20 protein-coding genes, 2 pseudogenes and 1 other annotated feature are annotated in these 18,558 nt (G+C 65.7%); of the genes and pseudogenes, 14 read left to right on the plus strand and 8 right to left on the minus strand.

Features of this window, described 5'->3' with window-relative positions; genetic code table 11:
* Positions 1–8: 8 nt before the first annotated feature.
* The 3 genes and pseudogenes from AC27L4_RS05340 to AC27L4_RS05350 form a co-directional block, all read left to right on the plus strand.
* Positions 9–1,298: an alpha-hydroxy-acid oxidizing protein gene (locus tag AC27L4_RS05340; protein WP_487141013.1), complete on the plus strand. Its 1,290-nt coding sequence runs from the start codon at positions 9–11 to the stop codon at positions 1,296–1,298.
* 19 nt (positions 1,299–1,317) lie between these two features.
* Positions 1,318–2,268: an MBL fold metallo-hydrolase gene (locus AC27L4_RS05345; RefSeq protein ID WP_487141014.1), complete on the plus strand. Its 951-nt coding sequence runs from the start codon at positions 1,318–1,320 to the stop codon at positions 2,266–2,268.
* A gap of 602 nt (positions 2,269–2,870) precedes the next feature.
* Positions 2,871–3,046, plus strand: a pseudogene (locus tag AC27L4_RS05350) (IS3 family transposase); the annotation flags it as partial.
* Positions 2,933–3,048: a sequence feature (AL1L pseudoknot), on the plus strand. Its footprint overlaps the pseudogene before it by 114 nt.
* Positions 3,049–3,097: 49 nt before the next feature.
* Here the strand turns inward: AC27L4_RS05350 and AC27L4_RS05355 are convergent.
* Entirely contained in the window at positions 3,098–3,694 is a 597-nt protein-coding gene (locus AC27L4_RS05355) for an IMPACT family protein (protein WP_487141015.1), read from the minus strand.
* A gap of 235 nt (positions 3,695–3,929) precedes the next feature.
* Positions 3,930–4,040 (minus strand): annotated as a pseudogene (locus AC27L4_RS05360) (IS630 family transposase); the annotation flags it as partial.
* 89 nt (positions 4,041–4,129) lie between these two features.
* On the opposite strand from AC27L4_RS05360, the gene AC27L4_RS05365 reads away from it, so the two are divergent.
* Genes AC27L4_RS05365 through AC27L4_RS05375 form a run of 3 tightly spaced genes read left to right on the plus strand, consistent with a single transcriptional unit; the run spans position 4,130 to position 6,396 of the window.
* Positions 4,130–4,822: an ABC transporter permease gene (locus AC27L4_RS05365; protein WP_487141016.1), complete on the plus strand. Its 693-nt coding sequence runs from the start codon at positions 4,130–4,132 to the stop codon at positions 4,820–4,822.
* The gene (locus AC27L4_RS05370) at positions 4,822–5,544 is read left to right on the plus strand and encodes an ABC transporter ATP-binding protein (protein ID WP_487141017.1); all 723 of its coding nucleotides are present in this window, start codon (positions 4,822–4,824) and stop codon (positions 5,542–5,544) included. Before AC27L4_RS05365 ends, AC27L4_RS05370 begins: the two co-directional genes overlap by 1 nt.
* 42 nt (positions 5,545–5,586) lie before the next feature.
* Entirely contained in the window at positions 5,587–6,396 is an 810-nt protein-coding gene (locus tag AC27L4_RS05375) for an ABC transporter substrate-binding protein (RefSeq protein WP_487141907.1), read from the plus strand.
* A 78-nt stretch (positions 6,397–6,474) separates the two neighbouring features.
* On the opposite strand, the gene AC27L4_RS05380 is transcribed toward AC27L4_RS05375, so the two are convergent.
* The 3 genes from AC27L4_RS05380 to AC27L4_RS05390 all read right to left on the minus strand — a co-directional run bounded on the left by AC27L4_RS05380 (position 6,475) and on the right by AC27L4_RS05390 (position 9,253).
* Positions 6,475–6,762 carry a hypothetical protein gene (locus tag AC27L4_RS05380; protein WP_487141018.1) on the minus strand — a complete coding sequence of 96 codons (288 nt, stop codon included), beginning with the start codon at positions 6,760–6,762 and terminating at the stop codon, positions 6,475–6,477.
* A gap of 205 nt (positions 6,763–6,967) precedes the next feature.
* On the minus strand, positions 6,968–8,122 hold the full coding sequence (locus AC27L4_RS05385) for an IS4 family transposase (RefSeq protein WP_487141019.1): 1,155 nt from the start codon (positions 8,120–8,122) through the stop codon (positions 6,968–6,970).
* A gap of 213 nt (positions 8,123–8,335) precedes the next feature.
* On the minus strand, positions 8,336–9,253 hold the full coding sequence (locus AC27L4_RS05390) for a LysR family transcriptional regulator (protein ID WP_487141908.1): 918 nt from the start codon (positions 9,251–9,253) through the stop codon (positions 8,336–8,338).
* Between the two features lie 134 nt (positions 9,254–9,387).
* On the opposite strand from AC27L4_RS05390, the gene AC27L4_RS05395 reads away from it, so the two are divergent.
* From AC27L4_RS05395 to AC27L4_RS05410, 4 genes are read left to right on the plus strand one after another with little or no spacing between them, the layout of a single operon-like run.
* Positions 9,388–10,572, plus strand: coding sequence for an MFS transporter (locus AC27L4_RS05395; RefSeq protein ID WP_487141022.1), 1,185 nt, complete (start codon positions 9,388–9,390; stop codon positions 10,570–10,572).
* Between the two features lie 24 nt (positions 10,573–10,596).
* Positions 10,597–11,070, plus strand: a complete 474-nt coding sequence (locus AC27L4_RS05400; RefSeq protein WP_487141024.1) for a cyclophilin-like fold protein — start codon at positions 10,597–10,599, stop codon at positions 11,068–11,070.
* A 16-nt stretch (positions 11,071–11,086) separates the two neighbouring features.
* The gene (locus AC27L4_RS05405; protein WP_487141025.1) at positions 11,087–11,482 is read left to right on the plus strand and encodes a (R)-mandelonitrile lyase; all 396 of its coding nucleotides are present in this window, start codon (positions 11,087–11,089) and stop codon (positions 11,480–11,482) included.
* A gap of 28 nt (positions 11,483–11,510) precedes the next feature.
* Positions 11,511–12,527, plus strand: coding sequence for a zinc-dependent alcohol dehydrogenase family protein (locus AC27L4_RS05410; RefSeq protein WP_487141027.1), 1,017 nt, complete (start codon positions 11,511–11,513; stop codon positions 12,525–12,527).
* Between the two features lie 188 nt (positions 12,528–12,715).
* On the opposite strand, the gene AC27L4_RS05415 is transcribed toward AC27L4_RS05410, so the two are convergent.
* A complete protein-coding gene (locus tag AC27L4_RS05415) occupies positions 12,716–13,108 on the minus strand; it encodes a GFA family protein (protein WP_487141029.1) in 393 nt (130 codons plus the stop codon).
* Between the two features lie 93 nt (positions 13,109–13,201).
* On the minus strand, positions 13,202–14,227 hold the full coding sequence (locus AC27L4_RS05420; protein WP_487141031.1) for an AraC family transcriptional regulator: 1,026 nt from the start codon (positions 14,225–14,227) through the stop codon (positions 13,202–13,204).
* A 214-nt stretch (positions 14,228–14,441) separates the two neighbouring features.
* Between AC27L4_RS05420 and AC27L4_RS05425 the strand changes: the two genes are divergently transcribed.
* The 3 genes from AC27L4_RS05425 (at position 14,442) to AC27L4_RS05435 (ending at position 16,568) form a co-directional block, all read left to right on the plus strand.
* The gene (locus AC27L4_RS05425; RefSeq protein WP_487141909.1) at positions 14,442–15,218 is read left to right on the plus strand and encodes a hypothetical protein; all 777 of its coding nucleotides are present in this window, start codon (positions 14,442–14,444) and stop codon (positions 15,216–15,218) included.
* 295 nt (positions 15,219–15,513) lie between these two features.
* The gene (locus AC27L4_RS05430; RefSeq protein ID WP_487141032.1) at positions 15,514–15,912 is read left to right on the plus strand and encodes a cysteine rich repeat-containing protein; all 399 of its coding nucleotides are present in this window, start codon (positions 15,514–15,516) and stop codon (positions 15,910–15,912) included.
* A gap of 38 nt (positions 15,913–15,950) precedes the next feature.
* Complete coding sequence (locus AC27L4_RS05435; protein ID WP_487141033.1) at positions 15,951–16,568, plus strand: OmpA family protein; 618 nt, start codon at positions 15,951–15,953, stop codon at positions 16,566–16,568.
* 146 nt (positions 16,569–16,714) lie between these two features.
* Here the strand turns inward: AC27L4_RS05435 and AC27L4_RS05440 are convergent, their stop codons facing one another.
* The gene (locus tag AC27L4_RS05440; protein ID WP_487141034.1) at positions 16,715–17,182 is read right to left on the minus strand and encodes an Lrp/AsnC family transcriptional regulator; all 468 of its coding nucleotides are present in this window, start codon (positions 17,180–17,182) and stop codon (positions 16,715–16,717) included.
* Positions 17,183–17,312: 130 nt separating this feature from the next.
* On the opposite strand from AC27L4_RS05440, the gene alr reads away from it, so the two are divergent.
* Entirely contained in the window at positions 17,313–18,431 is a 1,119-nt protein-coding gene (gene alr / locus AC27L4_RS05445; protein WP_487141036.1) for an alanine racemase, read from the plus strand.
* Positions 18,432–18,558: the final 127 nt, after the last annotated feature.

Genomic DNA, 18,558 nt, shown 5'->3' on the forward strand with positions numbered 1-18,558 from the left:
CAATCTAGATGGACTTGATCATTTTTATATCACTTTTTTTGATTCTATCAATTGCTAATCTCAGCGCTGCAGAGGACATTTGGAGCTGCAGGATGCATCTATCGAGACGTTATCTATTGCAAGGAGCCCTGGGAGCGGGGGCTCTGGGAACTACGCACTTTGCCACCGCGGCGGCAGCTGAGACCATCAGCAACGGAACTGACGTTTCGGGGGAATACCAAGCCAGTGTCGCCGACGAAGATGTGAAGATTATCAATCTTGACATCCTGGAAGAGCAGGCGAAGGCAAAAATTACCGACTACGCCTACGCTTTTGTCAGCGGCGCTGCAGGTGACGAATGGACATCACGCGAAAATCGTAGGGCGTTCGAAGACTTTCCCATCATGACCCGAAGGCTGACGGGGATTGACTCAAAGACGATCGACCTTCGGGTGGAGTTGCTCGGCGCAAAGCTGGCTTACCCGATTATGGTTGCACCGATGGGCCTGCATGGGCTGGTGCATCATGACGCCGAGGTGGCAACTGCCTCCGGCGCCAGCGCGGCAGGTGCCCTCTATCAATCATCCGGTGCGTCCAACCGCCCACTCGAAGAAATTGCGAAGGCCACGCAGGGCCCAAAATGGTTCCAGCTGTATTTCAATTCGGATATCGGCGTCACCCGATCGCTGCTGAGCCGCGCGGCAGCGTCTGGTTACTCCGCGATTGTTCTCACAGTCGATGCGCTCGGCCCGGGAGGTAGCGATCGGGTTCGCAAGTTGGGCAAGCCGTTCCCTCAGGGACTTACTTTCGGAAATCACGACCCTCGATATGGCGGCTTCGGCAATTTCAGGGATCAGAAGCAGGGCCTCACGCTGGAGGACATCAATTTCTGCCGTGAGGTTTCCGGTCTGCCTATAATTGTGAAGGGAATCCTTCGTCCTGAGGACGCTGTAAACGTCGTGGATGCCGGCGCGGCCGCCGTGCAAGTCTCGAACCACGGTGGCCGCCAGATTGATGGCGTACCGGCCAGTACAAGTGTCCTGCCGATGATTGCGGATGCGTTGAAGGGAAGAGTCCCGATCATCCTGGATGGCGGCGTCCGCCGGGGCATCGACGTGTTTCGCGCTCTTGCGTTGGGAGCCGATGCAGTCGCCGTTGGCCGTCCAATTCTCTATGGGCTTGGCGCAGGTGGCGCCCAAGGCGTGAAGAGCGTTCTCGACTTCCTGAGCGCCGAGTTCAGGACGGCGATGCTGCTTGCCGGAGTCGGCAAGGTTGGCGCGATTGATCGTGCAAGCATTGCTAATGCTCAAAAGCTTTGAACTTTGTGAGGAAACATCTATGAATCTCAAAATTATCGTTGTAGCAATACTTCTAGCCAGCACCTCAAGCGCAGCTCTGGCGGCATCCGATACCGGAGAAGCCGTTGCACTGGAGCAGTATTCCAAGCGCGAGACACTTCCAGATCCGACCGCAGCATCCTGCCCGGACCTTCCACGTACCTTGGAGCATGTGAAAGGCAATCTGTACCGTCATACGAACACTGCCTTGCCCGCATTGCACAGCGGATTGGTGTTAATCACGAAGGAGGGGGCGCTGGTCATCGATCCCGCATCTACCTGCGCCACCGTGGCGCTGCGAGACGAAATCAAGACGCGCTTCAACGTAGGTGTCCGCTATGTGGTATATACCCATGCGCACTTCGACCACATAGTTGGTTCGCAACTGCTTCAGGACGATGGGGCGACCGTAGTTGCTCAGCGAAACGCGGTCGACACCATCGTTGGCGAGAAACTCCCTGTAGCGGTTCCCAACAAGGTCTTTGATAAGGAGATGACGATCACCCTGGGTGGGGAGACCGTTGAGCTTCATCACATCGCTCCAAGTCACTCTAACAGTATGACACTGGCGCTCTTCCCGAAGGAGAAAGCACTCCAGTGCACTGACATATGCGAGTCGAAGACAATGCCATACATGGATTTCCTGGATTTTTACTATGATGGATGGATAGAAAGCCTGGATTGGGTGTTGAAGCAGGACGTCGATTACATTGACGTGGGGCACTATACGCCAGCAACGAAAGACGACCAGCGAGCGCTCCGCGACTACATGATCTCACTTCACTCTCAAGTTCTGGATTTGATACGCAAAGGTCAGAGTTGGGATCAACTGTGGCGGAACGTCACGTTCACCGACGAGCAGAAGTCATGGTTTGGTTATGCTTTCATGCGAGTTCCAAACATAGAAGGTATGTACCGCTGGGTCGGGAATCACCGCCGAGGCGTATGGTAAGCAGGTGGGCAGACCAGTATCGGTAATTTGGACGTAGACCTGATCGGCGGTGCACGATAACATCGTCGATCCCTCCGCTTTACTGAATTGTCTAGCCGTATGGCTGGGATGCGCAGAACGATGCTGCCGTGCTCCGAGGAACGGCTGTTGATTTCCGCTGAGAACTGATCCGGGATTTTCGTTGCCGACGTCTTCAGGGATGGTCTGGGTCTCAGGCTTTGGTCAAGGTGGGTGCTTTATCCTTCTTTGTGGCAGAGGTCTGGGCCGAGCCGTTCTTGAAGCGTCAGCAGTCATTGTGGCGCTTGACCACGCAGCCGCGATTCCTTGCGAGGTAGCAGAGCGTCGCAAAAGCCTTGGACCGGATCGGCAGGATGTCGAGGCAGCGGCCGTTTACCTCAAGAACGTCGCCTCCCTGCACCTGCAGGGCCCCCTCAGGTCACTCGAGGCTCATGACACCCCAAACATCGGCTTGACGCAAGCGCTGTATCCCTGAGCGCCCGCCCGCCTCTGCCCTTCCGACCAGCGTCGCCGGTCCTCGCCCCGGCGAAAGGGAGTGTGACCGACGAGATCGTCGGTCTCGCAGGCAGCGGTCGTGTCCCACCCGGGCCTTGGAGCGTGAGGTCCGCGAGTTGCGCCAAGCCAACGAGATCCTGCGCAAGGCATCGGCATATTTTGCGCAGTCGGAGTTCGACCGCCCGTTCAAGACATGATCGCGTTCATCGACGATCATCGCAAAGCCTATGGAGTCGAGCCAATCTGCAAGGTTTTGCCGATCGCCCTCGCCGGTCTCATCATTCGTACCGCCTCTGGCAACGACGTGTTGCCATAGCTATTCGGTCCATCGGATCACCGAACGTCCGCTGGTCAGATCCGCAAGCAGCCGCTCCGCGCCACCGGCTTCCGATTTCGGCGCAAGCACCGACAGGATCGCGCCGCTGTCCGTGAAAGCCTGAACTCCCACCTGCACGCCCGGGAGCGCGCCCAGCCGCGCCTGGACCAGCGTCAGGTCACTGAACCCGCATGGGACCGTCCCGGAGACGGTCTCGATGAGCGCCGCCTTCTCGGCTTCGCGCAAGCACAGGGCCGCCGTGCCGCCATAGGCACGGATCAGGCCGCCGCTCCCCAGGAGGACGCCACCGAACCAGCGTATCACGACAACGGCGACGCGATCGAGGCCTTGTCCGTCGATTGCGGCAAGGATCGGCTTGCCGGCGGTTCCGCTGGGTTCCCCGTTGTCATTGAAGCGGTAGGTCTGCCCCAGGCGCCAGGCCCAGCAATTGTGATCGGCTGCCGGATCCGACTGTGCCGCGATGAAGTCCTTCGCTGCCGCCTCGTCCGCGACGGGACCGGCGACCGCAGCGAAGCGGCTCTTCTTGATCTCCTGCTGGCGTATGGCGAGTTCGACGAGGGTGAGGTGTGCGGCCATGCGCTCGTCTAGCACGGCCTTGGTCCCTGATCTCCTCCGGCCTGGGGGGAGTCCCGAGTTTCATGGGTCCGAACCCATGCGTTGGATCGCCGGAAGCCGACATTCGCCGCAAAGACCGGGAATGCCCGCTTCCCGGCGGAGCGCTGGAGTGGAATCCGCTCAGGTTGCATCATATCCGGCAACGGCGAGGTCATTCGTGCATTCGGCCGGGGCGACGAAGTCGACGAGGCGGCCGATCGTCCATGACGACGATGCCGCCGCGCCTCGCTTCGGGGACGAGGACCTTCTGGACATGGGTTTCGAAGGCGCGGCGATTGATCGGGCCGTCGAGCACGAAAGAAGCGATCATGCCGCGCGTGGTCGCCCCTCTCGGTGGCCAGCGAGGTTCGTTTGACAGACACGGAATGATTGCGGACAACCTCCTGGGAGTCATGAATGTCCGACAGCCTGAGCGCCTGGGAGATGATCGTCGGCGGCGATGCGGCGCTTTATGCGATCGTGTGGCTGTCTCTCGGCGTCAGCCTGTCCGCGGTGGCGATCGCGACGTCGATAGGGCTGCCGCTGGGGGCGGCGCTTGCGCTCACGCGGTTTCGCGGCCGCACGGCCCTGATCGTCCTCCTCAACGGCTTCATGGGCCTGCCGCCGGTGGTCGTCGGGCTCGCGGTGTTTCTTCTTCTGTCGCGGTCGGGGCCGCTCGGCGCCTTCGGCATCCTGTTCACGCCGCTCGCGATGGTCATAGCCCAGGCCCTGCTCGTCATCCCGATCATCGCCTCCCTGTCGCGCCAGACGATCGAGGACCTGTGGCACGAATATCGGGACGAGCTGACGGCCATGAACGTCGGACCGGCGGGACGCATGGCGACGCTGATCTGGGACAGCCGCTTCAGCCTCATCACGGCTCTGCTGGCGGGTTTCGGCCGTGCCGCGGCCGAGGTCGGCACGGTCATGATCGTCGGCGGCAATATCGACGGCTTCACGCGCACCATGACGACGACAATCGCGCTCGAGACATCGAAGGGCAACCTGCCGCTCGCCATGGGGCTCGGCATGATCCTCATGGCGCTCATCCTGGCGATCAACGCGGCGGCCTGGGGCGTGCGCGTCTGGTCCGAGCAACGGGCGGGCTGATGCGCGACGCGTCGAGCGATCTGCCCGTCAGCTTCGAGGGCGTTACGGTCCGCATCGGCCAGACCGCCATTCTCGAAGACGTGAGCATGGCGATCGCGCCCGGTGCGCCGACGCTGGTCATCGGGCCCAACGGTTCCGGCAAGACGACCTTGCTGCGGCTGTGCATGGGCCTCACCGTCCCCACCCGGGGAAGGATCACCTGGGGCGGGCGCGACGCCCTGTGTCCGCCTCGCCTGGCCATGCTGTTCCAGCGGCCCGTCATGCTGCGGCGCTCGGTCGCCGACAATGTCGTCTATGGCTTGGCGCGGGCCGGGCTGTCCCGCAGCCAGCGTATCGTCCGCATGAAGGAGGCGCTTGCGGACGTGGGCCTCCTGGACCTCGCCGCTCGCCCGGCCAGACGGCTTTCAGGCGGCGAGCAGCAGCGCGTCGCGCTGGCCCGCGCCCTGGCCCGCCGGCCGGAGCTCCTGCTGCTCGACGAGCCGACGGCCAGCCTCGACCCCGCCGCCACCCGGGCCGTGGAGGAGATCATCGCGACGGCCGCACGGTCCGGCATCAAGATCGTCATGGCGACGCACGATCTGGGACAGGTCCGCCGGCTGGCCGGAGAGGTGCTCTTCCTCGTTCGCGGCCGTCTGTGCGAGCGCGCCGGCACAAGCGACTTCTTCGATCGTCCATCAACCGCCGAGGCCGCCGCCTTCGTTCGCGGCGATCTCGTCATCTAGCCGGAGGGGCTTCACGTGCTGAACCGTCGTCTCTTTTCCGCCATGGCGGCATTTGCGTTTCTCGTTGCCGGCGACCTCGCAGCCCTCGCGCAGGACAAGTCGATCGTGGTCGCCTCGACGACCTCGACGCAGGATTCCGGCCTGTTCGAGTACCTCCTGCCGCTGTTCAAGGCCAAGACCGGCATCGACGTGAAGGTGATCGCCCAAGGCACCGGGCAGGCCCTCGACACGGCGCGGCGCGGCGATGCCGACGTCGTGTTCGTGCATGCCAAGGCGCAGGAGCTGAAGTTCCTCGACGAAGGGTTCGGCGTGAAACGCTATGACGTGATGTACAATGATTTCGTGCTGATCGGGCCGAAGAACGATCCGGCCGGCATCAAGGGCAGCAGCGACATCACCGCCGCCTTCAAGGCCATCCTCGCGAAGCAGGCTCCGTTCGTCTCGCGCGGCGACAGGTCGGGCACGCACGCCGCCGAACTGAAGCTCTGGAAGGATGCCGACATCGACATCGGCGCCGCAAAGGGCCCGTGGTATCGCGATATCGGCCAGGGCATGGGCGCCGCCCTCAACACGGCCGGCGCGATGAACGCCTATGTCCTTTCCGATCGCGGTACATGGCTGTCCTTCAAGCACCGCGCCGATCTCGAAATCGTGGTCGAAGGCGACAAGCGGCTGTTCAACCAATATGGCGTCATGCTCGTCAACCCGCAGAAATTCCCGACCGTCAAAGCGGAACTCGGCCAGGACTTCATAGACTATCTCGTTTCCGACGAGGGGCAGAAGGCCATCGCCGCATACAAGATCGACGGCCAGCAGCTTTTCTTTCCCAACGCCAGGCGCGATCCGTCCTGACTGCCGCGTGGCGTGCCGGAAGCCGTCCAGGCAATCGTGGCGGGTCTCTCCGATCGGCGGTGCGCGATCCGCGTGGACTCATTTTCGTGTGCCCATAGGCATGTCTTGCGGCGCCCTGGACTTGATCCTCCAGCTCCCTTCTGTTGCATCCGGAAGCAATATCCAGCTCTTGCCGCCGATTTCGGTGCCGCGCGCCGTCCTGTAGCCCGCAATCGCCAGGATGATCGCCGTGCCCTCGCACCTGGGCCGGCACGCAACGGTCACGCCGTCGCTGAACTCGACCATGTTTTCATCGCTGTTGTCCTCCTCGACGATCCTCACCCGGCATCCGGGATAGGCATGGGTATGGGAAAGCTGAAAGCGCAACGCTCGCCCCTCCGATCGTCCTTCCGTGTCTTGCCTAAGGGGCCGCTCGCGAACAAGTGCTTCGTTACTCGTGGGGCACTCCCTCTCAACCGTCGTGGCCGGGCTTGACCCCACAGGCGCTAAGATAGCGCCGGACCATACCGCTGCTGAAAAAGGCGACGCCCTCTCGGCCGTCATGGCCGGACTTGATCCACGGCTGTCCGGTTCATGTTGGGAGTAAGTCCAGATGGACTTGGCGAGGGTCGCTTTTTGGGATGGTGGGCGGCTTGAGCAATTGGTCGATGCTGCGACGGTGCATGATGTTGGCGCGGACGAGCCTGGCGAAGGCGAGTGGGCTGTCGACGATTTTGACGGCGTCGTTGGCGATGCGCAGCAGCAGGTAGGCGATGAGGGCGACGGCGATCTGGATGCGCACGGCGTTCTCCGATTGCCCGATGAAGTGCTTGATGCGGAGGGTCTGCTTGACCCATCGGAAGAAGAGTTCGATGGCCCAGCGGCGCTTGTAGAGGTCGGCGATCTCCTGGGCTGGGGCGTCCAGGTCGTTGGTGAGGATGCGCAGTGTCTTGCCGTCATCGAGAACGACGCCGATCTCGCGCACGGGATCCTGGAAGGGGTTGATGCGCGTCGTCGTCAGGCGTTCGGGCAGGTGGCCGATCCGATCATAGAGCAGGGTCGATCCGGGCGGCAGAGGCTGTTCGGCGACCGGAGCCAGGGGCGTATTCTTCTTGAGCCGGGTGACGATCCGGCAGCCGGCTGTGTTCAGGCGCTCCCACCAACCGTAATGATAATAGCCGAGATCAAAGACATAAGTGGCGCCGGGCTCGATGGGCATGGCGTGCGCGGCCGTGATGTCGTTGACCTTGGCGGGCGTGACTTCAAGGTAGAGCGGCCGGTCGGCGTCCGGGTCGTAGATGATGTGCGCCTTGGCGCCGACGGCGCTGCGGGAGAAGCGTGCCCAGGCCGCAGCAATCCCCGACAGCCGCAGGCTCGTCGAGTCGATCAGGCGCACCACCTCGGCGCTCGACCGACGAAAGCCCCGGCTGGTCTGGGCCGCCATATGGGCGAACAGGCCCGAGAAGACCTCGTGCGTTCTCAGGGCGTTGGCGTCGGCCAAGGTCGAGCGCGACACCTGACGCACGCCCAGGTGATAGAGCCTGCCCGCGTGGCTGGACATCGCCGTTTCGATCTCGCGCAGCGAGGCGGCGCCGGAAAGCTGCGCGTAAAGCAGCGCCACAAACTGACTCTTGGTGCTCAGCCGCCGAACCCGGGCATCCGTTCCCTGTTCATCCACAAGCCGATCGAACACCGACCACGGCACATGCTTCAGAAGCCCGTGCAATACGCTATTGTGGTGACGCATGGCGTTGGCTCCTTCTCGTGTCCAAAACACCGGCAAGTGCTTGGAAACAAGTAGAATCAATGCCATGCAACCTGTCTACCAAAACCAACCGGACAGCCGTGGATCAAGTCCGGCCATGACGGCTCAAAGGGCATCGCCCTTTCCGGCAGCGTCGTGGTCCGTCTCTATCTTAGCGCCTATGGGATCAAGTCCGGCCCTGACGCCCACGTTGATTCACTTGTTCGCGAACGGCCCCTGACCGCCGTCCTGCCGCAGGGCGTCGATGACGACCTTGAAGGCCGGAAGAGTCTGACGGCGGCTCGGATAATAAAGGAAATAGCCGTCGAAGAACGGCGACCAATCGTCGAGAACCTGCAGCAGCGAGCCCGAAGCGATGTGCCGCTCCACGATATTCTCCGGGATATAGGCGATGCCGTAGCCGCTCACCGCCGCGTCGATCATGGCGTAGGTATTGTTGAAGGTGAGCTGGCCGTTCACGCGGACGCGCAACGCCTGGCCATCTCTTTCGAACTCCCAGGCATAGAGGCCGCCGGCCGTTTCCTGGCGCATGTTGATGCAGATGTGCCGGACCAGATCCTGCGGGTGTCCGGGCACGCCATGCGCATCGAGATAGGCGGGCGAAGCGACCGCCACCAAACGCCAGTCGGGGCCGATCCTCACGGCGATCATGTCCTTCTCGACGCTCTCGCCCAGCCGGACCCCGGCATCGAAGCCTTCCTCGACGATGTTGCGGAACGTGGCGTCGAGGAGCAGCTCGACGCTGATGTCGGGATAGGCCTTGAGCACCGGTTTCAGCTTTGGCCAGACGACGCTTTCCAGCGCGTGGTCGGAGAGGGTCAGCCTGATCGAACCTGAAGGCTTTTCGCGGAGCGCCGTCAGCGCCGCGATCTCGTCCTCGATCTCGGAGAAGCGCGGGGCGATCGTCTGGAGCAGCCGCTCTCCCGCAGCGGTCGTCGCAACATTGCGCGTGGTACGCGTCAGCAGCCGTATGCCCATATGCGCTTCGAGCTGCTTGATCGTGTGGCTGAGGGTCGATTGCGCCACGCCGAGCTTGGCCGCCGCCCTGGTGAAGCTGCGCTCCTCCGCGACGGCCCGGAACCACGTCAGCTGGTTGAGATCGGTCTTGGCCATGAGGGTCCCTCGCCCGTGTCCATGCCGCATATTATTCGGGCTGGTCGATAAGTTCATGCCAATTTCCACGGGTAATCGTTTTATGGAGAATGCGCTAGTTTGCACCGCAGCAATTCAGGCAGGAGCAAGCGAACATGGAGGTTGCCGCGTCGGATGCGGGCAGCAGGCCGACCGCCGCCCGGGGCGCGGTCCTTTCGATGGCGCTGTGCGTGGCGATGCTGATCGCCTCGGAATTCATGCCGGTCAGCCTGCTGACGCCGATGGCCGAAGGGCTGCGGGCCACCGAGGGCCAGACCGGGCAGGCGATCTCGATCAGCGGCCTCTTCGCGGTGGCGGCGAGCATGGTCATCACGACCGTCGCCGGCGAGCTGAACCGGAAATGGGTCCTGGTCGCGACGACGGCCGCCATGCTGCTGTCGCTGGTCCTGGTCGCGGCCGCGCCAAACTTCGGGGTGCTGATGATCGGGCGCGGGCTTCTCGGCCTCTGTATCGGCGGCTTCTGGGCCCTGGCGACGGCCGTCGTCATGCGGCTGGTCCCCGAAGGCGAGGTGCCGCGCGCTCTTGCCCTGATGTATGGCGGCCAAGCCATCGCGGCGGCATTCGCCGCGCCGGTCGGCAGCTATCTCGGCGGCATGTTCGGCTGGCGCGCCGTCTTCTGGGCGCTGACGCCCATCGTCGCGATCAATCTCGTCTGGCACATGGTCGCGCTGCCGTCGCTGCCCGCGCGCCAGCGCCAGGATTTGCGGACGATGGTCGGTCTCCTGAAGCGTCCCTACTTCCTGCGCGGGCTCATCGCCTCGATGCTTTCCTGGGGCTCGGCTTTCACCATGTTCACCTATCTGCGGCCCTTCCTCGAAGAGGTGACGGGAGCGGATGTCGCGACGCTGTCGGTCCTGCTGCTCGTGCTGGGCTGCGCCGGCTTCATCGGCACATGGGCGTCGGGTCGGCTCCTCGGCGGCAGCGTCGCGCCCCTGCTGAAGCTGCCGGCGCTGTCGATGGGCGGCTGCACGCTCGGCCTCCTGCTTCTGGGGCGCTCGGTCGTCGCGGCGGGCCTGTTTCTCGCGATCTGGGGCGCGATGAACACCGCGATGTCGGTGATCTGGATGACCTGGCTGTCGCAGAACGCCGACGACGCGCCGGAGGCCGCCGGCAGCCTGATGGTCGCGGCCATCCAGACCTCGGTCCTGCTCGGCGCGGTCGTCGGCGGGCTGCTCCTCGACAGCATGTCGATCTTCGCGACCTTCCTCGGAAGCCTGGTCCTGGCGGCCATCGGCATCGTGCTGATCGGCGGCGGTCATCGCCTGCTGAAGCCCGCATAGCCGATATGGGGAGAGCCGCCTGACATGACCAAACATCCCGCCCGCCTTTCTCGCCGTTCTCTGCTGGCGGCCGCTGCGGCCGGTCTTGCCGTTCCCTCCCCCGGCAGCGCGCAGACGGGCACGGCCACACGCCGACAAGGAGCCGCCATGCGCCTCAGATTCGCCTTCGCGGACCAGGATTTCACGGCGACGCTGGAGGACAATCCCTCCGCGCGCGATCTGGTCTCGATGCTGCCGCTGGACCTGACGATCTCCGACTACGCGACCAATGAGAAGATCGCCTATCTCCCGCGCAAGCTGACGGAGGACGGGAGCGGCCGCTTCGACGGCGAAGCAGCCGGCGACCTCTGCTACTATGCGCCCTGGGGCAATCTGGCGATGTTTCACGGGCCCTATCGCTGGTCGCGCGGCCTGATCCGGCTCGGCCGGCTGGACCGGGGGGCCGGGCCGCTGCTGGTGCGCGGCGAACATCCGCTTCGCGTTGAAACTCTGTCCTGATCCGAAGGAGATCCTCATGCAAATCTATCGTGCCGGCCAGACGCCCTCCCGCCCCGGCCCGTCCGACTGGTTCACCGGTCGGGTGCGCATCGACGCCCTGTTCAATCCCGCCGCTCCCGACCGCGTGCAGGGCGCCCATGTGACCTTCGAGCCGGGCGCACGCACCGCCTGGCATACCCATCCGCTCGGCCAGACGCTGATCGTGACCTCCGGTCTCGGCCGGGTGCAGCGCGAAGGCGGACCGGTCGAGGAGGTCCGCTCCGGCGATGTCGTCTGGTTCGAGCCGGGCGAAAGGCATTGGCATGGCGCATCGCCCCGGACCGCCATGACCCATATCGCGCTCCAGGAGGTCAAGGACGGCAAGGTCGTCGACTGGCTGGAGCATGTCAGCGACGCCGAATACGGCGCCTGAGCCCGACGGACCGACAAGGAGCGCGCCCATGCTTGCAACCGTCCTGCACGGCCCCGGCGATATCCGCTGCGAAGAGGTCGCCGAACCGAAGATCCTCAGGCCGACCGATGCCGTCATCAGGCTTTCCGCGAGCTGCATCTGCGGCTCGGACCTCTGGCCTTTCCGCGGCCTCCAGCCGGTCGACCAGCCCATGCATATGGGCCATGAATATTGCGGCGTGGTGGTCGAAGTCGGCAGCGCCGTGAAGACCGTCAGGCCCGGCGCGTTCGTGGTCGGCTCCTTCGTCCTCTCCGACAACACCTGCCCGCATTGCCGCTTCGGCTTCCAGTCCTCCTGCGCGCAGCGCGAATTCATGTCCGGCGCTCAAGCGCCTTATGCGCGGGTGCCGCTCGCCGACGGCACGCTGGTTCCCACCGACGCCATGCCCGACGACGATCTGATCCCGGGCCTGCTGGCGACCTCCGACGTGCTGGGCACCGGCTGGTACGCGGCGGATGCGGCGCGGGTGCAGCCCGGATCGACGGTCGCCGTGGTGGGCGACGGAGCGGTCGGCCTGATGGGCGTGCTGGCGGCGAAGCAGATGGGCGCGGAGCGCATCATCGCCATGAGCCGCCACAAATCCCGCCAGGACCTGGCCTTGGACTACGGCGCGACGGATATCGTCTCCGAACGCGGCGACGCAGGCGTCGCCCGCATCCGCGAGTTGACGGGCAATGTCGGCGCGGATTCGGTGCTCGAATGCGTCGGCACCGACGAATCCATGCATCAGGCGATCAACTGCGCCCGGCCCGGCGGCTCGGTCGGCTTCGTCGGCGTTCCTCACGGCGTCGAGCTGAATGGCGAATTCCTGTTCTTCGCGCAGAAGAGGTTGCTCGGCGGTCCGGCCCCGGTGCGCCGCTTCCTGCCGCACCTGATGGACCTCGTGCTGAGCCGGAGGATCGACCCCGGCAAGGTCTTCGATCTGGCGCTGCCGCTCGAGGACGTGGCCGAGGGCTATCGCGCGATGGACGAGCGTCGCGCGATCAAGACGATGCTGCGGTTCTGAGACCAGGGACTGCGTCATGGCTTCTCCTGCGGCGATCCTCGGGCCGGCTGGCCTGCCTGCAACGGATAGACGAGCCGCCGGACCGGGTTCCGACGGATCGTCCGAGCGCAAGGGCTGTCGCGAGCGGGACCGGGAGACGCGGGCCGGCACGGTGGACCAGCGCGTCCCCGGGCCGGCCGTCGTGCGGCCTACTCCTCGAAGCGACCCGTCGGGTCGCGATCGCGGTCGTATCGCCGGGTGAGCGGAAACGGCGGCAGCCAGGACTCGCGCCGGACGATCCAGCCTTCATAGGTCGGCGTCAGCTGGTCGGGCGCATCCAGGGAGCCCAGGTTCACTTCGATTTCGTCCGCGGTGCGCCCGAAAACCGACGAGCCGCAGCGCGGGCAGAAGAACCGCCCGGCATAGTCGCGGGTTTCGCCTTCGATCGTCACCGCATCCTCGGGAAACACCGCGGCCGCCTGGAAAAGGGCCCCGTGATGCTTGCGGCAGTCGAGGCAATGGCAAAGGCCGACGCGGTAGGGGCGTCCCGACGCCACGATCCGTACGTTGCCGCACAGGCAACCGCCTGTGAACCGGTCCATGCTGCGCCTCCTCTCAAGTCGAGCGCCCGGACTGTCTACGACGAACCCCGTCGAGCGTCCATGGCGGCAGTCCCGGCCTTTCCGGCCGGCGCGTCAGTCCCCGCTCCATTGCCGGGCGCGCCACTGGGACGGCGCCATGCCGGCCCAGCGCAGGAAGGCGTGATCGAACGCGCTGTTCGCCGAATAGGAGAGCGTCTCGGCGATCCGCCCGATGGGCAGGCGGGTCGAGGCCAGCAGTTCGCGGGCGACGGCGAAGCGCACCTCGTCCTTGATCGCCTCGAAGCTGGTGCCGGCGCGGGCGAGACGGCGGGCAAGCGTGCGCGATCCGAGCCCGAGTTCGCGGGCGACGGCTTCACGGTCGGCTTCGCCGACGAGCAGGCGCGGGCGTATGGCGTGGCGCACCTGGGCGGGGACGTCTTCCAGGTCGCCGAGCGCCATCTTCCGTATGGCCGCGCGCAGCTCGATCCGGCGAGACGGATCCGCCCCGGGCAGCGGCAATGCCATGTCATGCGCCGCGACGACGATGCCGGTCCGCTCCTGGTCGAAGGCCGTCGCCGTCTTCAATATCCTTCGATGGGGAGCCGGGTTGTCGGGCTGGCCGACGCATTCGAGCGCCCGCAGCGGCTGCACCCGCCCGCCGGTCAGCGCCCGCACCATGTTGCATCCCATGGCGACGACCAGATCATGGACCTGCCGGCCGGGGGCGACGCCGGCGCCGGCGTCATAGAGGCCGTAGCCGACGAAATATCCCTCGTCGATGCGTTGGAGATAGACGACGGCACCGCGCGAATAGCCGAGCTGGAGCCCGATATAGTCCCGGAACGCGTCGCCCAGCGTCGGTGCGCTGGCCATCATCTCGCCGATGATGCCGAGCGCCCGATGATCGCTTCGCGCGCCCAGCAGCAGGCCGAGATGCGGGCAGCGGGCCAGCCGCGCCGAACGCTCGATCAGGTCGACGAGCGACGGGTATGAGAAGCGCGCGTCCGGGACGAGCTCGCCGGGCTCGATGCCCGAACCGGCAAATGCCTCCTCGAGGCTCACGCCGAGTTCGCCGAGCAGGCCCGGCAGTTCCGCGACGGGGCCGACGCGTTGGGATGGACCATTCGTCAAGATCGGCACCCCTGTCCTCAAATATCAAGCACCCCCCTCTTCCATAGGGTATGGCTCCTGCGTCCGGCAAGAATCTCGATCTCCGGATCATTTGAATCGGCGAGCGTCGATGCGACCCGCATCGGTGTCATGCCACTGTCAAATCGACATGGCTCCTGAGGAAGGGGCCGAAAAGCGGTCTGAAACATTCTACGGCGAGAATCCGATGACACTATTTTCCTTCATGCGACAGCTCTGCGACAGAGCCATTCCGGCCGTGGGCATGGCGCTGGTCCTTGCCGGCAGCGCGGCGGCGCAGGAAGCCATGCCGGCGGAGCCGCATGTGCCGCTCAAGAAGACCATCGGCGTGCCCCATGCCGACAGGCCGATCCCCTCGCTCGCGGTGATCAACGCCGCCGGCGCCCGGCTCGACGGCGGAAAGCTGGTGCTCACCGGCGTCACGCCCAATGTCATCGTGTTCGCGGATCGCCCGGTGCGAGCGGCGGGCCATGAGATGCTCGGCCAGTTCCTGACCCAGTGGGACGAGGGACACGACAGTTTCTCGGTTGATCCGCCGAATGCCACCGTCTCCGTCCTCGGCGCCAAGCCCGGCGAGGTCTCCGACACCGTCCTGGTGCTGAAGGCGCCCAAGCTCGACGGCACGACGCTGACATTCGATGTGGCGACGCTGGAGGGCAAGCTCGCCTCCGGTGGTCCGGTGGCTGTCTTCATCGATGCCTGGGCGGTGCGCGGCCCCTATGGCGGGGGCGCCGCCCACTGGGGCGGCTATGGCGGCGGCGGCGTCGCCCGTTGGGGCGGCTACGGCGGCGGCGTTGCCCATTGGGGCGGCTATTATCACGCGCCGGTCTATCATGGCGCATGGTACGCCCGTCCCTATCCGGCAGCGGGCGCAGCCGCCGCCGGCCTGGCAACCGGCGCCGTGATCGGCGCGGCGGCGGCAGACGCGGCCCGCCCGCCCGTCCCGGCGTGCGGCTACTATCCCTATCCTCCCTGCTACTGAGCGCCGGCGCGAACCGCTGGTCATCCAGGTTCAGGACAAGCCTCCGGGCGCGGGCAAGACGGGCGACCGGCTTCCCGCGCCGACGGAGCGCTTCAGCATCATGCCGCCTTTCGACCAGCCGGATGAGAACGATCCCTCGATCCCCGAGGGATCCCGGGTCATCCCGGCGCTGACGAAGGCCGGCTGAACCGGCACGCGCCCTCCTCCGACGGGAAGGGGGCGCGGTCCTCGATTTACCACTGAAAATTCCAGGGCTGAGACCATGATACGTCGAATGATGCTTGCCGGGGCTATGATGAGCGCAGTCACGCTCGCCGCGCTCTCCGCCGACGCGCGGGCCGAGACCATGAGCTATGCGCAGGCCGGAGCGCTCATCGCCAAGAGCTGCGGCCCCTCCATCCAGAAGCATTGCAGCAGGGACAATATCGGCACCGGCCAGGTGCTGGGATGCCTCACGGAGCACAAGGCGTCCGTGCCGTCGCAATGCTTCGCCGACTTCGAAGCGGTCGTCGCCTCGATCGGCACGCGCGTGGCGGCGCAGACCGACGCCTACAAGCTGTGCCAGGTCGACATCGCCCAGTACTGCCAGGGCGTGAAGCCGGGCAACGGCTATATCCGGGATTGTCTCGTGGCATCGAAGCGGGTCGTCCGGGGCGCCTGCCGCCAGGCCCTCATCGACGCCGGCTGGTACTGACCGCCGCCGCGCAACCCCTTCTGAAAAAGATCGATCCCATGTCGAAGCTCATCCATCATTTCGCCGCGACGGCGGGCACGCTGCTCCTTGCCGCCTCGCTCGCAGCGCCGGCCCAGGCCCAGACCGCCAATTCCAGCGCCCAGCTCATCCAGGGCCTCGAGGCTGTGACCGCCCATGTGCCGATCGTCGACGTCCAGGCCCTGCGCAGCTGGGCCCAGGGCAGCGCGAACGCGGGCGGCGCCCTTACCGCGACCCGCCCCGAGCTCGTAAGCAAGCTGTACTCGCTGGCCCAGATCACGGTGCAGATCCAGTTTGCGCTGGATTCGGCGATCATCCGGCCGGAATCCTATGAGGCCATCGGCGCCGTCGCTGACGCGATGCACGACCCGATCCTGTGGAACTACCGCTTCGTGGTGGTCGGCAACACCGATGCGACCGGCACCCGCAGCCACAACCTCAAGCTCAGCCAGCAGCGCGCCGACGCCATCGTCGAAGCGCTGGTCAATCTCTATCGCATCGAACCCGCACGGCTGGAAGCGGTCGGGCTCGGACAGGAAGCGCTCCAGAACCCGCAGAAGCCGGACGATCCGATCAACCGGCGGGTGCAGATCTTCAATATCGGCCTGATGTCGCCGATGCCGGCCAAGGCGCCCTGATCCGCCGGATCACGTGAAACGAGGCCCTCCGCCCCTGCTCCCCGAGTTCGGCCGGAGGGTACCGCCGTGACGACGGACGCGGAAACGCCGGCACGAGGCGGGGCTCGGTCCGCGACCAGACCGCCGGGCATGGCGCAGCCTCGCCCCTACTTCGCCCCCGGCCTCGGTCGCGTCGCCAGCACGTTGCGGATCGAGAAGCTGGAATGGATGCGCGCCACCCCCGGCAGGGTGGAGAGGATGTCGGTGTGGATGCGCTCGAACTCGGCCGCATTGTCCGCCTCGACGCGCAGGAGATAGTCCGAACCGCCGGTCATGAGGAAGCATTCCTGGATCTCGGGGTGCTTGCGCACCGCCGCCTCGAAGCGGTTGAGGTAGTCCTCGGTCTGGCGCTCCAGCGTGATGTTGATGATGACGGCGATGCCGGCCTCGCCGGCGGAATGGTCGACCAGCGCCGTGTAGCCGCGGATCACCCCGGCGCGCTCCATCAGGCGGATGCGGCGCAGGCAGGCCGAGGCCGACAAGCCGACCTCCTCGGCCAGCCTGGCGTTGCTCATGCGGGCATCCAGGCGCAGCAGCCGGATGATGTTGCGGTCGATGGCGTCGAGGCCGGCCATGGCATGTTCCACGATTTATTCGTGGTTTCATGCATAAATGCTGTCCTTGTCGCAGAATCAAGCGCGAATGAAGCGCCTATTGCGCGATCATTGCGCTACGATCCGCGCCGGAGACCCGTTGGGGGAGCGCATGTTTGGTGACATTTCCGGGCCGCGGACCATCGAGGCGGCGTCCGGCGTGCTGACGATCGATCTCGGCGCCGTCGCGCGGAACTATCGTGCGCTCGCCGCGCGCGTCGCGCCGGGCAGGACGGCGGCCGTGGTGAAGGCCGATGCCTATGGCCTGGGCGCCGCGCGGGTGGCGCCGGCGCTGTACCAGGCCGGCTGCCGGGATTTCTTCGTCGCCCACGCCGCCGAGGCGCTGGCGCTGCGGCCCGATCTCGCCGGGGACGCGCGGCTCTATGTGCTCAACGGCCTGCAGCCGGGCAGCGAGGGCGCCTGCGCCGCCGCCGGGATCATCCCGGTGCTGAACTCGCTCGAGCAGGCGGCGAACTGGTCCCGCCTGGCACAGGCGCAGGGCAGCGTGCTCTCCGCCCTCCTCCAGGTCGACACCGGCATGTCGCGGCTCGGGCTGGCGCCGGAGGAGGTCGAGACGCTGCTCGCCGAGCCCGCGCGCCTGGACGGGGTCGAGGTGCTCCAGGTGATCAGCCACCTGGCCAGCGCCGACGAGCCCTCGAACGGGCAGAACGCCGAGCAGCTCGCGGCCCTGCGCCGCATCGCCGGCGCCTTCCCCGGTGCCGGGCTGAGCTTCGCCAATTCCGGCGGCATCTTCCTCGGGCGTGATTTCCATGAGGCGCTCGTCCGCCCCGGCATCGCCCTCTACGGCGGCGCGCCGACGGCCGGCCGCCCCAATCCGATGGAGCCCGTGGTACGGCTCACGGTGCCGGTGATCCAGGTCCGCACGGTCCCGGCCGGGACGCGCGTGGGCTACGGCGGCGTCCATGTCACCCAGGCCGAGACGCGCCTCGCCACCATCGCCGCCGGCTATGCCGACGGGCTGCCGCGGCAGCTCAGCGGGGTCGGCGCCGCCTGGCACGGCGACACCCGCCTGCCGATCGCCGGCCGCGTCTCGATGGACAGCATCACCCTCGACGTCACGGCGCTGCCTGCCGGGACGCTGAGACTCGGCAGCCAGGTCGAGATCATCGGCCCGCACCAGACGCTCGAAGAGGTGGCCGAGGCGGCCGACACGATCGCCTACGAGATCCTGACCCGCCTCGGCTCGCGCTATCATCGCCTCTATTGCTGACCGCCGGGCAGGCTCTGCCGAGCCTGCCTGCACCCGAGAATCCGAGCAGCGTTGATTTTGCGTCGGAAGATGCAAAGACGGTCGCGGCGAGAGCCGCGAGGCGCTGCCTGGGGATCGGCGAAAGAAC

Source organism: Labrys sp. Lb11 (assembly GCF_057554225.1).

What these genes read in the sequence shown, in the direction of transcription:
- AC27L4_RS05370 (WP_487141017.1), top strand. Translation starts at nt 4,822, where the DNA reads ATGCGCGACGCGTCGAGCGATCTGCCCGTCAGCTTCGAGGGCGTTACG.
- AC27L4_RS05425 (WP_487141909.1), top strand. Translation starts at nt 14,442, where the DNA reads ATGCGACAGCTCTGCGACAGAGCCATTCCGGCCGTGGGCATGGCGCTG.
- AC27L4_RS05345 (WP_487141014.1), top strand. Translation starts at nt 1,318, where the DNA reads ATGAATCTCAAAATTATCGTTGTAGCAATACTTCTAGCCAGCACCTCA.
- AC27L4_RS05385 (WP_487141019.1), bottom strand. Translation starts at nt 8,122, where the DNA reads ATGCGTCACCACAATAGCGTATTGCACGGGCTTCTGAAGCATGTGCCG.
- AC27L4_RS05405 (WP_487141025.1), top strand. Translation starts at nt 11,087, where the DNA reads ATGCAAATCTATCGTGCCGGCCAGACGCCCTCCCGCCCCGGCCCGTCC.
- AC27L4_RS05375 (WP_487141907.1), top strand. Translation starts at nt 5,587, where the DNA reads ATGGCGGCATTTGCGTTTCTCGTTGCCGGCGACCTCGCAGCCCTCGCG.
- AC27L4_RS05440 (WP_487141034.1), bottom strand. Translation starts at nt 17,182, where the DNA reads ATGGCCGGCCTCGACGCCATCGACCGCAACATCATCCGGCTGCTGCGC.
- AC27L4_RS05365 (WP_487141016.1), top strand. Translation starts at nt 4,130, where the DNA reads ATGTCCGACAGCCTGAGCGCCTGGGAGATGATCGTCGGCGGCGATGCG.
- AC27L4_RS05355 (WP_487141015.1), bottom strand. Translation starts at nt 3,694, where the DNA reads ATGGCCGCACACCTCACCCTCGTCGAACTCGCCATACGCCAGCAGGAG.
- AC27L4_RS05390 (WP_487141908.1), bottom strand. Translation starts at nt 9,253, where the DNA reads ATGGCCAAGACCGATCTCAACCAGCTGACGTGGTTCCGGGCCGTCGCG.
- AC27L4_RS05340 (WP_487141013.1), top strand. Translation starts at nt 9, where the DNA reads ATGGACTTGATCATTTTTATATCACTTTTTTTGATTCTATCAATTGCT.
- AC27L4_RS05410 (WP_487141027.1), top strand. Translation starts at nt 11,511, where the DNA reads ATGCTTGCAACCGTCCTGCACGGCCCCGGCGATATCCGCTGCGAAGAG.
- AC27L4_RS05435 (WP_487141033.1), top strand. Translation starts at nt 15,951, where the DNA reads ATGTCGAAGCTCATCCATCATTTCGCCGCGACGGCGGGCACGCTGCTC.
- AC27L4_RS05430 (WP_487141032.1), top strand. Translation starts at nt 15,514, where the DNA reads ATGAGCGCAGTCACGCTCGCCGCGCTCTCCGCCGACGCGCGGGCCGAG.
- AC27L4_RS05400 (WP_487141024.1), top strand. Translation starts at nt 10,597, where the DNA reads ATGACCAAACATCCCGCCCGCCTTTCTCGCCGTTCTCTGCTGGCGGCC.
- AC27L4_RS05415 (WP_487141029.1), bottom strand. Translation starts at nt 13,108, where the DNA reads ATGGACCGGTTCACAGGCGGTTGCCTGTGCGGCAACGTACGGATCGTG.
- AC27L4_RS05395 (WP_487141022.1), top strand. Translation starts at nt 9,388, where the DNA reads ATGGAGGTTGCCGCGTCGGATGCGGGCAGCAGGCCGACCGCCGCCCGG.
- alr (WP_487141036.1), top strand. Translation starts at nt 17,313, where the DNA reads ATGTTTGGTGACATTTCCGGGCCGCGGACCATCGAGGCGGCGTCCGGC.